Origin of the sequence: Mesorhizobium sp. B2-1-3A (genome assembly GCF_006442655.1) — a bacterium.
GTDB lineage: Bacteria > Pseudomonadota > Alphaproteobacteria > Rhizobiales > Rhizobiaceae > Mesorhizobium.
The window spans coordinates 13428-26115 of the sequence record NZ_VFWK01000001.1; the positions used below are offsets into that span (position 1 = coordinate 13428).

Sequence of the window (12688 nt, forward strand, 5' to 3'; positions counted from 1 at the left end):
GGAACGACACGGCAGCGCCGCTAACCGCCCAATGCCCTAGTTCGGGCATTTCTCGAAAAAAGCGGAGCGCTGGATTTCCGGCAGGCCTTCGAACTGAATCCGAACCACTTCGATCCTTGATCCAACCTTCTGAAAGACAAGATGCATGTTGTCGTAGTCGTGTCGGGATGCCGTTTTGCCATCTGAACGGGTGACCGTTAGGGGTGAAGGCCAATTCGGCCGCGTTGGAGCGTGGTCGGCGGATTGTAGCAGGGACGTTTCCCAGCCGACGATGGATAGAGTTACTTTTGCGGCCCCGTCTGGCGGAGAGGCGACGGCCGGATGCCAAGAGAACGCCGAAAAAGCTGCGCATTGCCCCTTCTACAAGCTATTCACATGCCACATGCGCTAGCTGGGCACCGAACTTAGGCACCTCTCTCGAGTGGTTTTCGCACAGGCTGCGCCAAAGACACCTGTCAACCGCTCAGCCGCTCCGGCCGTAATCCCATCACACCCCAATCGCCGCCACCAATATCCGGTTCTGCCGGCGTATCGCGGCGCGCAGTTCCGGTATCCTGGCCTCGTCACGCTTCACGAACTCTATGAACATCATGTTCATATTGTTGAAGATCAGTTCGCCGAGGGCTGCCCCGTCTATGTCCCGGCGCACCAGGCCTAGCTCCTGCAGCCGGGAGATCAGCGCTCGGATCTGCTCGGTGAGCGAGCGGTCGAGCGCGGTGTAGGCCTGGCCGAAAGGGCTGTCGGGCAATTGCGTCGAGATCGCCATCGCCTGCCGCCACATCTCCTTGCTGAGATAGTGCAGCGAGTGCTCGATATAGATGCCGACCAGCGTGTCCAGCGCATCGCCGACATTGGCCGGCGGCCGGGCGACGACGCCGCGCCCGGCATTGAGCACCTCGTTGACCTCCAGCGAGACGATGGCGCCGAGGATATCGCCCTTGTTCTCATAGTAATTGTAGATCGTGCCGACCGAGACCTCCGCCTGGGCGGCGATCGCCTCGATCTTGGCGCCCTCATAGCCGGCCTCGCGAAAAAGCGCCGCCGCCGCTTCGATGATGCGCCTGTGCCGGTCCGCCTTTTGCCTTGCCCGCAATCCGCTCATATCGGCCTCTTGCCATAAAAACAGAATTGACTCAATTTTAGAATTGGTTCAATTTTTTGCAAGAAGCCACAAAGGCAAGGGAGAACACTCGATGTCCATCAAATCCACATCCGGGAATCCGCTGTCCGTCCTGAAGCGCCACCTGCACGCGGCATGCGCCGCCACGGCACTGCTGCTTGCCGCCGGCAGCCTCGCTGAGGCCGCCGATCTCAACGCGCTGATCTGGTGCGATCATTCCGATCCGGCGCTGCTGCAGCCCTTCGAGGAAGCCAACAACGTCAAGGTCAACGTCAAGGAATTCGAGGGCACCGGCGCCGGTCTGGCCATCGTCGAGCAGTCGCAGCCAGGCGACTGGGACGTGATGGTGATCGACTCGATCGACGTGCCGCGCGGCGTCGAAAAGGGCCTGTTCGAGCCGCTGCCGGAAGACAAACTGCCCTTCGCCGACCTCTTCCCACAGGTGAAGATGGACGGCTCCACAGTGGTGGGCGGCAAGCGTTACGGCATCACCGAAAAATTCGGCTACAACACGATCGGCTTCAACAAGGCCAAGGTCGATCCGGCCGACATGCAGTCCCTGGCATCGCTGACATCAGACAAATACAAGGGCAAGGTCGCCATCTACGATTATTACCTGCCGGTCATCGGCATGGCGGCGCTCGCCATCGGCAAGAAGACGGCGGATCTGACCGAAGCCGACCTGCCCGCCCTCAAGGAAGAGCTTCTCAAGATGAAGGCCAACGCCAAGCTGGTCGGCGAAGTGACCGCCAGCCAGACGGCACTCGCCACCGGCGAAGTCGATATTCTGGTCGGCGGCGGCGAATGGGTGACGGCGGGGCTGGCGAAGGAAAACCCGGCGCTGGATTTTTCGATCCCGAAAGAGGGCGCGGTGCTGTGGTCGCAATCGCTCGCCATGTTCAAGGATTCCAAGAACAAGGACATGGCGCTGAAGTTTATCCAGTACATATTGAGCCCGGAAGGCCAGGCGCGGCTTGCCACTTCCTCCTGCTATTGGGGCATGCCGTCGAACACCAAGGCAGCGCTGACCGACGAGCAGAAGAAGATCCTGCGTTTCGACGAGCAGCCGGGCTTCCTCGCCCGCGCGCAAGCCTATCCGGCGCCCAATGCCGATCTCGACAAGAAGATGCAGGACATGTGGACTGAAATGCTGCAGGCGAAGTGAGCGCCTGCCGCTGATGAGCGCTTCGGCAAACAGCGGACGTGCCCCGCCTCGGACGGGCCGCGCCCTGCCCTGGGCGCTGGTAACGCCGGCGCTCGGCTGGACGCTGCTGTTCTTCGTGCTGCCGTTCATCGCCATGGGGTTTTCGAGTCTCACGGCGCATGAGGGCGGCGGCTTCACGCTCACAAATTACAGCCAGTTCTTCACCAACCCTTCCTACTGGCAGGCGATGGTGAACTCGTTGCAAGTGACGGCGATCGTCACCGTGGTCTCGGTGCTGCTTGCCTATCCCTTTGCCTGGATCCTCGCTGAACAGGTGCCGGAACGCTGGCAGCGGCTGGCGCTGATGCTGGCCGTGCTGCCGTTCTGGACGTCCTATGTGGTGCGCTCCTATTCCTGGCTGCTGGTGCTGGCGCAGAACGGCGTCATCAACCGCGTGCTGACCGGTTCAGGCCTTATCTCCGAGCCGCTGCAGCTGGCCAATACACGCCTGGCCACCGTCACCGGCTTCGTGCATTTCTTCGTCATGCTGTTGACGCTGACCATCTTCGCCAACCTCAAGCAGCTCAGCCCGAGTTACCGCAAGGCGGCCGCCGATCTCGGCGCCGGGCCGATGCGAACCTTCCTGCATGTCATTCTGCCGCTGACCCTGCCCGGCATCATGGTCGGCGCCTTCCTCACCTTCGTGCTGTGCATCGGCGACTACATCACGCCGCAGATCCTCGGCGGCAACAACGAGCTTCTGATGCCGCAACTGGTGATGATGCAGATCGGCCGGCGCGGCGATTTTCCGCTGGCCTCGGCGCTGTCGATCATCCTGATGGCCGTCGTCACCATCGCCTACCTCGCCTGCGCGCGCTGGCTGAAGATCGAGCGGGCCTGACCATGCGCCAGTTTGTCCGCCTCGCTTCCTGGGTCTATGCGCTTGCCGTCTACGGCTTCATCTTCCTGCCGGTTGTCGTGCTGGTGCTGTTCTCGCTCCAGTCGACCTCCTTCCCCATTCCCCCCTTCACCGGCCCATCGCTACGCTGGTACGACGCGGTGCTCTCCGACGCGCGGCTGACTTCGGCGCTGGTCAATTCGCTGATGGTTGCGGTGCTTTCCTCGGCCACCGCCGTCACGCTTGGCTTCCTCTCGGCCTGGGGTTTCGCCCGCTTCATGCTGCCGGGCTCCGGCCTGCTGCGCGGCCTGATCACGCTGCCGCTGACGGTCAGCTACCTCATCATCGGCATGGGGCTCCTGGTGCTGTTCAACTGGGCCGGCGTGCCGAAATCGTTGCTTGCCGCCGGCATCGGCCATGTCGTGATCAACCTGCCGCTGTGCTTCGCCATCATCTACAGCCAGATGGGCGACCACCAGATCAACATCGAGCGCGCCGCGCGCGACCTCGGCGCGCCGGAATGGAAGGTGCTGCTCCTCATCACCGTGCCGGTGATGGCGCCGGCCATCTTCGCCGGCTTCTTCCTGTCGATGACCTTCTCCTGGGATGAGTTCGTGATCTCCTTCCTGCTGACGCGCTTCGACACCACGCTGCCGGTGGAAATCTGGAACCTGCTGCGCTCCGGCCTCAACCCGAAAACCAACGCCGTCGGTTCGCTGGTCTTTGCCGTTTCCATCGTGCTGGTGGTGCTGTTCGAACTGACCCTGTTGCGGAGAAAGCCGGCATGAGCGCGCCCTTGGTCGACATTCGCAACGTCTCGCACCGTTTCGGGCAGCTGGCCGTACTGAAAGACATCTCGCTGCGGATCGAGCCCGGCAGCTACACGATCCTGCTCGGGCCGTCGGGCTCCGGCAAGACGACGCTGCTTTCTATCCTGGGCGGCTTCGTCACGCCCAGCGAAGGCAAGGTGTTCATCCGCGGCGAGGACTGCACCGCGACGCCGCCGGCCAAGCGCCCGACGACGACCGTGTTCCAGGACTATGCACTGTTTCCGCACATGAGCGTCGGCGGCAATGTCGGGTTTGGACTGCGCATGCAAGGCGTCGACGGAACGACGCGGGCCGCCCGGGCGCGCGAAGCGCTGGCGCTGGTCGGGCTGGGCTCCGCCTTCGAAAAGAAACCGCACCAGCTCTCCGGCGGGCAGCGGCAACGCGTGGCGCTGGCGCGGGCGCTGGTGATCGAGCCGGCGGTACTGCTGCTCGACGAGCCGCTCGGCGCGCTCGACCTCAAACTGCGCCGGCAGATGCAGGACGAGTTGAAGGCGATCCAGAAGCGCGTCGGCACCGCCTTCATCCATGTCACCCACGACCAGGAAGAGGCAATGGCGCTGGCCGACCATTGCGTGGTGATGAATGATGGCCGCATCGAGGACGAAGGCCCGCCCGAGCGCGTCTATCACAGGCCGGCGACACGTTTTTCGGCCACCTTCATGGGTGAAAGCACGATCCTTGCCGGCAAGGTGACGGAGGCCAAGGACAGGACGATCACCGTCGCGACGCCGGTTGGACCGGTTTTGGTGGCCGGCACTTTGCCTGCGGGTTCGGCCATTGCGCTGGCCATACGGCCGGAGCATCTCATTCTCGGCGGAGCCACGGGCACCGCGGGTCTCGGCATGGCAAAAGTGAGCGACGTGGTCTTCCAGGGCAGTTTCAAGCGCGTGCTTGCCATTTCCGCCGAAGATCCCTCGCTGCAGTTCATCGCCAAGCTGCAAGCGTCAGCCACCGTCCAGCCCGGCGACACGGTTGCCGTTTCGTGCGATACCGACCAGATCATCGTTTTGGCGGACTGAAATGGGAACTCTTCCGGCCATCGACGCCGCTGATTGGTACGAGACCATCCGCATGGCCGACGGCGTCACGCTGATCCACGAGCCATGGATCAAGCCGTTCTTCCGCTGCAACATCTGGCATGTGCGCGGCCGCGACCGCGATCTTCTGTTCGACACCGGTATTGGCCATTTCAGCCTGCGCACGCATGTGCCTCTGGTGAGCGAGCGCAAGCTGACCTGCGTCGCCAGCCACACGCATTTCGACCATATCGGCTGCCATCACGAATTTCCCGACCGCTGCGTGCACCGCGCGGAGGCGGAAATCCTCGCCGATCCGCGCAATGAATGGACAGTGGCCGACCGCTATGCGACCGACGATATGTTCGATCGATTGCCGCGGGGTTGGGAGTCGTCCCGCTACCGGATCCTGCCCGCCCCGGCCGACCGCTTGCTCGAACATGGCGACGTCGTCGATCTCGGCGACCGCGCCTTCGAGGTGATCCACACGCCCGGTCATTCACCCGGCGGCATAGCACTCTACGAGCGAAAGACCGGCATCCTGCTGTCCGGCGACATCATCTATGATGGCCCGCTGATCGACGACGCTTACCACTCGGATGTCCCGGACTATGCGGCGACCCTGCTCGCCATGCGCGACCTTGATGTCTCGGTCGTGCATGGCGGCCATTTTCCGAGCTTCGGCAAGGTGCGCTACCGCCAGCTTGTAGACGAATACCTGGCGCGGAAGCGGCAGGCCGGCTGCCATCTGCGGCCGCCCCCTTAGATCGGATCAACGAATCAATTCGAAATGCCTTGGAAATGCCTGATGCAGCAGGAGCAGCATGGTCTTGCGCAGCACATCGGTGTCACGGCTGGAAGGGTTCAGATGATCCCAATACCACGCGCCGTGAACCAGATAATTCAGGCTCTCCGACAAGGTTTGTATGTCGACGCCGGTGTAGCCGCCGCTGCGCGAAATCTCGACCAGCAGCTCGCGCGCTTCGGCGGTGTAGGCCAGGTCGCTCGGCAGGCCGATTTCATTGTAAATCTGCATGCTTTTACGGTCGCTGGAGAACACGACGAAGACAGAAACCCATTTCGGATGCTGCCGGGCGAAGCGTTGCGCGCAATCGACCGCGCCCAATAACCGTTCAACCGGCGACAGGCCGGGTGCCCGCACCAGCGTGACCCAGAGCGCGTCATACTGATCGCTGAGATATTGCAGCACCGCCCGGAACAGGTTCTCCTTGCTGCGGAAATGAAAGACGACCAGCGCGTTGGACGAGCCGACATGTTCGGCGATGCGCTGCATGGTGACGCTCGCCAGGCCCTCCTCCGCGATGAGCTCGATGGTGGCGTCGATGATGCGCTGCACGCTCGCTTCGCCACGCTCGCGCCGACGGTCCCTGGGAGGCGCGGCATCGTTTGCCGCGCCCTTCGTTGCCACAGCCTTGCGTTTCTCAGGCTTTGCGGTTGCCTTGCGTTGCGCCATTTTCGTCAGGCCTTTCGGACCTGCGGCGGAACTATCCCGCCGCATAAGTTACTACGGCATATGGTACGCCAGCTCATCCCGGAAATCGCTCAACGCCGGACGTGTCTGCGCGTTTCCATACCATTGGCCCTGAGCCGTTTCATAGGCCAACCCTGCGCGGAAGACATCGGCATCGCTATAGGTGCGGCCGACGATCTGCATGCCAGTCGGCACGCCATTGGCGGCGCGGCCCGACGGTATGGTCAGAACCGGGCAGCGGCTCAGCATGTTGAACGGCGTCGTCATCACCCAGCCCAGCGATGGGTTCACCTCTTTGCCGTTGATCTCGACCTTGTCCCTGGTCTGGTCGAACTCCGCCGGCACCGCGGGCAGCGCGTTCGTCGGGCAGATCAGCACATCGTAGGTCTCGAGCAACGGGCCAAGCGTCTGATACATCCGTGCCGCCACATCGAGGGTCGCGACAAACTCCGTGGCCTTGGATTTCTGCCCGTCCTCGGCGAACTGCCTGGCATAGCTGGTCATGTCCTTGCCGTGCTTCTTGAGCAGTTGCGACAGGGAGGCGCCGAACAGGTGCTCGAGATAAGCAATGCCGGCCTTGAGCACTTCATCGCCCCAGCCGAGGTCGACCTCCTCGACAGTGGCACCCAGCGAGCGGAACACATCGCAGGCGGCAAGCGTGTTCTTCCGCACGTCGGGATGGACTTCAAAGGAACCGAGATCCATCGACAATGCGATCTTCCAGCCCTTGATCGGCTTGTAGTCGAGCGGCAGGCGCAGTTTGGGACGCAGCGTGGCGATGTCGAGCGGGCTCGGTCCGGCCATGACATTCTGCAGCAGGATCGCATCCCTCACGTTTCGCGCCAGCGGTCCGGTGTGGCAATAGAAATCGAGGTTGAAGGGCGGCTCGTCCGGATTGCGGCCGTAAGGCGGCTTGAAGCCGACAAGACCGCAGGCCGAGGCGGGAATGCGGATGGACCCGGCGATGTCAGAGCCGGTGGCGATCGACGATGTGCCGGAAGCGAGCGTTGCCGCCGAACCGCCCGACGAGCCGCCTGGCGTGAAGTCGCGATTCCATGGGTTGCGGGTGACACCCCACCGCTTCGACCAAGTATAGCCGGCGCAGCTGAATTCCGGTGTCGCGGTGCGGGCATGGACGATGCCGCCAGCCTTCATGATGCGTTCGTTCATGGTCGAGGTGTGGCCACCAACGGCATCCTTCGACAGCAGCGAGCCGTGCGAGGTCGGCTTGCCCTTGATGTAGCTCTCGTCCTTGATACCGATCGGCAGGCCTTCGAGCGCGCCGGTCCTGGCGCCCTTTGCATATTTCGCCTCGGCCTTGGCGGCCAATCCCATCGCTTCCTCGAAATGCGTGAAGGTGTGGCAGTTGATCGCCGATCTGGTGGCTTCGGCGCGACTGATGGTGGCCCGCATCAATTCGACGGGCGACAGTTTCTTCGCCTTGAACAGCCGCAGCGCCTCGTTGGCCGGCATGTAGCAAAGGTCGAGATCGGACATCGGAAGTCTCCCGCGATCGTGAGATCGCACTTGGCATGAAGGGTTGCCGGACCGCGTGTCGCGGTCCGGTGGCTGTTCGTTGGTGTTGGCGGCGCTATTTCTGGAGGTCGGTCCAGATCTTCGTGTAGAGCGCCTGCACATCCGGTGGACAGGCCGGCATGAACTGGCCCTTGGCGGCGAATTCAGCCGGAACTGCCACTTCAGGCGCCGTCTTCATGTCGTCCGGCATGAAAGCCTCGGAGCCTTTGATGCCGTTGGCATAGCGGGCAAAAGCCGAAATCATGGCGGCATTCTTCGGGTCCATGATGAAGTTCTGGAAGAGCTTGGCGTTCTCGACATTCCTGGCGTCCTTGAGGACGGCAACATTGTCCATCCAGATCGGGAAACCTTCCTTGGGATAGCCGTAGACGATCTTGGCGTTCTCGAGCCGCTCGCGCAGCGATATGCCGTTCCAGTTGACGCCGGCGGCAATGTCGCCCCTGCCCAGGCCGTCGACAGCCGCATAATCCAGCGACAGCCACTTCGCCTTTGCCTCGACCAGCTTGTCATGCACCTTCTTCAGCACCTGCATGTCGTCGGTGCAGTATTTGCCGCCCTCATAGGCGATGGCGAGAAACATGATGTCACCCATTTCGGGCACGACATTGATCTTGCCGACGAGCTCAGGCGGCGGGTCGAGGAAGATCGCAGACGTGTTCGGGTCGCCGGCATAGACCGACTTGTTCACCGAAATGCCTGTCGTGCCCCACTGCCATGGGACTGTGTATTTGCGGCCCGGATCGAAGGGAACATCGACCCATCGTGGATCGACATTCTTGAAGTTCTCCATCTTGTTGGGATCGGTTTCCAGGAGCAGACCTTCGCTGATCCAGATCGGCACGACACTGGCCGACGGCACCACGATGTCATAGCCGGATGCACCCTGGCGGACCTTGGCCAATGCGGTGTCGTTGGAATCGTAGTCCGTTACGGTGACCTTGATCTTGTAGGTCTCCTCGAACTTCTTGATCAGGTCCGGGCTGGTGTAGTTGCCCCAGTTGTAGATGTTGAGTTCGCCATCGGCGCGGGCCACGCCTGTCACGGCAAGCAGCGACAGCCCCAGGGCCGCCGAGGTCAGTTTCCAGTTCATGCTAGTGCTCCCATTGTTAGGACCGGCCGCGTTGCCGCCTCGGTCCGTCTCCTGCTGATGAACAAGCCTGGCGATGCCTTTCGGCCCATGGCGAGCCGACTGGCTGTTAAAATTCCCCTCTTCGCGGCCATTCACTGCGGATACCAGCTGGCCAACTCGGTCGTTCGCCTGAAGCTAGATTATAACTAACTATACAGTCAATATCTTTTCATCGGCATTGCCACGCCACTGCCGGTCACACGGCATGGTCTACACAGTGAGGAGCGGACGAAGGCAGCGCGGGACTTCAGCCATCCCTGCTGGCGGGAAGTGAAATCCGATAGTCCGGACCGCGGTTCCTTGGCTTGCGCCACGGCCTCAGACGGTCCTTCAATCTCGTTTGGACAACCGGCTTCTCGTAAAGCGGAGCCGGCAGGCCGGCGAGCGCATAATAGTCGTCAAGGATGCTGGTCTGCAGCAGACGCTGCTCCTGGGTGAAGAAGCTGAAATGCGCGGCGACCAGATCGCCGAAAACCTTTCCCGGCCGATCGAGCTTCGTCGGCAAGGTCACTGACAGCCATTCCTCCTCGTCATTTCCCGGCGGGAAGAAAAGCTCGCCGATCTCCAGGATATCCGACCCGAAAAACCCGATCGCGTTGATCGAGAAGCGCCCCAGCCTGACTTCCCGGTCGGGCACACGGAAATCACCCAGCCGGTTCGTCCGGACAGCCTCGATGAAGACCGGATGAAGCGCCTCTGGAAAGCTTGCATGAGCCCAGGAATAGGGACACATCGCCTGGCAGGTGAGCGGTCCTTCGATCAGAACCCTGGAAAGATTCTTGATCAAGCTGTTGCAGACCGCATTGTTGATGATGAGCGGCGCATACCAGAGGGCCGCTCCCTTTTCCGCCAAGGCCCGCGCCTTGAATCTGGGAAGGAAGCCCTCCTCCAGAAAAACCACATCATCGTCGAGGCGCAGATAGAGAGCGTCGGCGTCGTCACAGAAGCGAAAGAACCTGCCGATGACATCGATGCTGCCGTCGGCGCTGGGAAGCGTCTTTATCTTGCAGCGCGGATCGCTGGCAGCCAATCGCTGGAGATAGGCCCGGTCGGCTTCGTTGCGGCAATTGTCCCACAGATGCCATTCGTGCACCTCAGGACTTTTCAGAACATGGTGGCTGAGCAGGCGCAGATATTTCTCGCGGCCTGCCGGGGTCACAACAATCAGCTTCATGAGGTCCTGCCAGCAATGGGCGCGTGTTTTGATCAGCTTTACAGCCGATGGCGAGCCTAGAACCTTTCGTATGACGAATCCAGATTCCCGCCGAGTGGCAAGATCACGGCGCGTTCCGCTGCCGGACGGCCAATTCCCTCACAGCCCGCAGCTCTTCGCATTCATCCGGCTTTGGTGTAGGGGCTCGCCATGACAGTATTGGACCAAGGCATAAATGCCGACAGCGGGGCCATGACGAACGCTACCTGCCGCAATCTCGTCGTCGTCAGGGCCGATGACAACTCTCTCCATCGCGGATGGGGGGCGGACGATCCCCGATGTGAATTCGATTTGATCGTCAGCTACTACGGCAGCGATCCGTCAGCTTTCCGTCTGCCCTGTGAAAACCGTGTCGATTACAAAGGCGGAAAATGGGACGGCATACACGCTCTGTTCTCAGAGCGGCCCGAACTGCTAGATCACTACCGATATATCTGGTTCCCGGACGACGATATCGAGGCCGACCGGGCGACCATCGAAGCTTTGTTCGTCAGTATGCGCCGGTTCGACCTGCACGTCGGCCAGCCGGCACTGACGCTGGATAGCTACTACACCCACCTGCCGTTTCTTCGCTGCAAGAGTTTCGAATTTCGCCTGGTCGACAAGATCGAGGTCATGGCTCCCTGCATAAGGACCGACACCGTGGCCAAGATGCTACCGCTTTTCGAACACTCCATGGGCGGTTTCGGTCTCGACTCCTTGTGGACGCGGCTTGCCGTACGAAACCTTGGAAGATCAGCCGTATTCGACGCCCTACCTGTCCGCCACACGCGGCCAGTGGGAGTTCACTTGGCTACCACGATGCTCGGGTCCGGCCACACGGCGGAGTCGGAACTCCGCCAACTGGGGTTGCGATATGGATTTGGCGAGTTCTTTCCCCTGTCTTACGAGGCCGTTGACCTCAAAGGCAGGCGTTGGCGATCGCGGCCGATTATCGGCTTGCGCATGGTGGCTGACTATGTTCTGGGCCGAAGTGCCTTTCGTCAGGTGCACAAGTGGAAAAGGCGACTTTGGCACCTGCTGCGCAGGCAGTACTCCAAGCCGGTCGAACTGTCTCAGATCAAACTCTAACCATAAGTCGGCAGATCCGCGAATGGACAAGAACCTGCTCAGCAAGGCCGATATCCTCATTGTCGGCGCGGGCTTTTATGGCGCGACGCTCGCCGAGCGCATCGCCACGCAACTCGGCCGGCGCGTGCTGGTGATCGACCGGCGCCGGCATATCGGCGGCAATGCCTACACCGAACAGGATCCCGCCACCGGCGTCGAGATCCACCGCTACGGGCCGCATCTGTTCCACACATCCAACGAAGAGGTCTGGAATTACCTGCGCGCCTTCACCGGCTTCACGGCCTATCGCCACCGTGCGTTTTCGACCTATCGCGACAAGGTCTATCCGCTGCCGATCAACCTTGCCACGATCTGCCAGTTCTTCGGCAAGCGGCTGAGCCCGGACGAGGCGCGCAGCATGATCACAGGACAGGCGGCGGAGCTTGGTGATCGCCCGCCGGCCAATCTCGAGGAAAAGGCGATCTCCCTCGTCGGCCGTCCGCTCTACGAGGCTTTCATCAAGGGCTACACCGCCAAACAATGGCAGACCGATCCGCGCGAACTGCCGGCGCAGATCATCGCCCGTCTGCCGGTCCGCTACACGTTCGAGGATGGCTACTTCAACGACCGCTTCCAGGGCCAACCGGTGAATGGCTATACGGCGATCTTCGAAAAAATGCTCGGGCACGAGCTCATCGAGACCCGGCTTGGCGTCGATTTTTTCGATATCAAACCCTTGCTGCCGAAAGACCTCCCGGTCGTCTACACCGGTCCGATCGACCGCTATTTCGACTATTCGGAGGGCGAGCTCGGCTGGCGGACCATCGACATCGATCTCGAGGTCATGGACACCACGGATCATCAGGGCACGGCCATCATGAACTATGCCGACGAAGCCGTGCCCTACACCCGCGTGGTCGAATTCCGGCATTTCAATCCGGAACGCCAGCACAAGAGCGACAAGACACTCATCGGCCGCGAGTATTCCCGTTTTGCCGGCCGCGCCGACGAGCCCTACTATCCGATCGACACACGCCGGGATCAGGCGGTTTACCGTCGCTATCTCGAACGGGCGGCCGCCGAGAACAACCTGCATCTCGGCGGACGGTTGGGCACCTACCGGTATCTCGACATGCACCAGGCGATCGGCGCAGCCTTGAAGGCCTTCGAAACCGTGCTTGAACCCTACTTTGCCGGCAAGCTCGATTCGGTCTCACGGTCGCTATGACGGGTCGGGCCTGAACTCGTAAAAAGCGTCAG

Annotated in this window: 12 protein-coding genes; 7 read left to right on the forward strand and 5 right to left on the reverse strand. The window is 61.6% G+C overall.

The features are described from left to right. Positions 1-487 precede the first annotated feature (487 nt). Positions 488-1102 (reverse strand): TetR/AcrR family transcriptional regulator, encoded by a 615-nt coding sequence (locus FJ977_RS00095; protein WP_140767699.1) that lies wholly within the window; start codon positions 1100-1102, stop codon positions 488-490. A gap of 91 nt (positions 1103-1193) precedes the next feature. On the opposite strand from FJ977_RS00095, the gene FJ977_RS00100 reads away from it, so the two are divergent. The 5 genes from FJ977_RS00100 to FJ977_RS00120 are packed head-to-tail and all read left to right on the forward strand — an operon-like array spanning position 1194 to position 5774. Then, a complete protein-coding gene (locus tag FJ977_RS00100; protein ID WP_140767700.1) occupies positions 1194-2285 on the forward strand; it encodes a spermidine/putrescine ABC transporter substrate-binding protein in 1092 nt (363 codons plus the stop codon). 13 nt (positions 2286-2298) lie between these two features. Beyond that, on the forward strand, positions 2299-3165 hold the full coding sequence (locus FJ977_RS00105; protein ID WP_140767701.1) for an ABC transporter permease: 867 nt from the start codon (positions 2299-2301) through the stop codon (positions 3163-3165). Between the two features lie 2 nt (positions 3166-3167). After that, on the forward strand, positions 3168-3950 hold the full coding sequence (locus FJ977_RS00110; protein ID WP_140767702.1) for an ABC transporter permease: 783 nt from the start codon (positions 3168-3170) through the stop codon (positions 3948-3950). Next, a complete protein-coding gene (locus FJ977_RS00115; RefSeq protein WP_140767703.1) occupies positions 3947-5011 on the forward strand; it encodes an ABC transporter ATP-binding protein in 1065 nt (354 codons plus the stop codon). Before FJ977_RS00110 ends, FJ977_RS00115 begins: the two co-directional genes overlap by 4 nt. A 1-nt stretch (position 5012) precedes the next feature. Beyond that, entirely contained in the window at positions 5013-5774 is a 762-nt protein-coding gene (locus FJ977_RS00120) for an MBL fold metallo-hydrolase (protein ID WP_140767704.1), read from the forward strand. A gap of 6 nt (positions 5775-5780) precedes the next feature. Here FJ977_RS00120 and FJ977_RS00125 read toward each other — a convergent pair whose 3' ends face one another. The 4 genes from FJ977_RS00125 to FJ977_RS00140 form a co-directional block, all read right to left on the reverse strand. Beyond that, a complete protein-coding gene (locus tag FJ977_RS00125; RefSeq protein ID WP_140767705.1) occupies positions 5781-6482 on the reverse strand; it encodes a TetR/AcrR family transcriptional regulator in 702 nt (233 codons plus the stop codon). A 51-nt stretch (positions 6483-6533) separates the two neighbouring features. Continuing rightward, positions 6534-7997 (reverse strand): amidase, encoded by a 1464-nt coding sequence (locus tag FJ977_RS00130; protein WP_140767706.1) that lies wholly within the window; start codon positions 7995-7997, stop codon positions 6534-6536. Between the two features lie 94 nt (positions 7998-8091). Then, entirely contained in the window at positions 8092-9126 is a 1035-nt protein-coding gene (locus FJ977_RS00135; RefSeq protein ID WP_140767707.1) for an extracellular solute-binding protein, read from the reverse strand. 286 nt (positions 9127-9412) lie between these two features. Further along, the gene (locus FJ977_RS00140; RefSeq protein ID WP_140767708.1) at positions 9413-10339 is read right to left on the reverse strand and encodes a hypothetical protein; all 927 of its coding nucleotides are present in this window, start codon (positions 10337-10339) and stop codon (positions 9413-9415) included. Positions 10340-10528: 189 nt separating this feature from the next. Here FJ977_RS00140 and FJ977_RS00145 point away from each other — a divergent pair, with 189 nt between their 5' ends. Next, positions 10529-11449 (forward strand): hypothetical protein, encoded by a 921-nt coding sequence (locus FJ977_RS00145; protein ID WP_140767709.1) that lies wholly within the window; start codon positions 10529-10531, stop codon positions 11447-11449. Positions 11450-11471: 22 nt separating this feature from the next. Then, positions 11472-12656: a UDP-galactopyranose mutase gene (gene glf / locus FJ977_RS00150; RefSeq protein WP_140767710.1), complete on the forward strand. Its 1185-nt coding sequence runs from the start codon at positions 11472-11474 to the stop codon at positions 12654-12656. The last annotated feature ends 32 nt before the right edge of the window (positions 12657-12688 follow it).

Bases quoted from the DNA above. Each gene is read 5' to 3' on its own strand.
- FJ977_RS00095 (WP_140767699.1), bottom strand. From the start codon at position 1,102: ATGAGCGGATTGCGGGCAAGGCAAAAGGCGGACCGGCACAGGCGCATC.
- FJ977_RS00100 (WP_140767700.1), top strand. From the start codon at position 1,194: ATGTCCATCAAATCCACATCCGGGAATCCGCTGTCCGTCCTGAAGCGC.
- FJ977_RS00105 (WP_140767701.1), top strand. From the start codon at position 2,299: ATGAGCGCTTCGGCAAACAGCGGACGTGCCCCGCCTCGGACGGGCCGC.
- FJ977_RS00110 (WP_140767702.1), top strand. From the start codon at position 3,168: ATGCGCCAGTTTGTCCGCCTCGCTTCCTGGGTCTATGCGCTTGCCGTC.
- FJ977_RS00115 (WP_140767703.1), top strand. From the start codon at position 3,947: ATGAGCGCGCCCTTGGTCGACATTCGCAACGTCTCGCACCGTTTCGGG.
- FJ977_RS00120 (WP_140767704.1), top strand. From the start codon at position 5,013: ATGGGAACTCTTCCGGCCATCGACGCCGCTGATTGGTACGAGACCATC.
- FJ977_RS00125 (WP_140767705.1), bottom strand. From the start codon at position 6,482: ATGGCGCAACGCAAGGCAACCGCAAAGCCTGAGAAACGCAAGGCTGTG.
- FJ977_RS00130 (WP_140767706.1), bottom strand. From the start codon at position 7,997: ATGTCCGATCTCGACCTTTGCTACATGCCGGCCAACGAGGCGCTGCGG.
- FJ977_RS00135 (WP_140767707.1), bottom strand. From the start codon at position 9,126: ATGAACTGGAAACTGACCTCGGCGGCCCTGGGGCTGTCGCTGCTTGCC.
- FJ977_RS00140 (WP_140767708.1), bottom strand. From the start codon at position 10,339: ATGAAGCTGATTGTTGTGACCCCGGCAGGCCGCGAGAAATATCTGCGC.
- FJ977_RS00145 (WP_140767709.1), top strand. From the start codon at position 10,529: ATGACAGTATTGGACCAAGGCATAAATGCCGACAGCGGGGCCATGACG.
- glf (WP_140767710.1), top strand. From the start codon at position 11,472: ATGGACAAGAACCTGCTCAGCAAGGCCGATATCCTCATTGTCGGCGCG.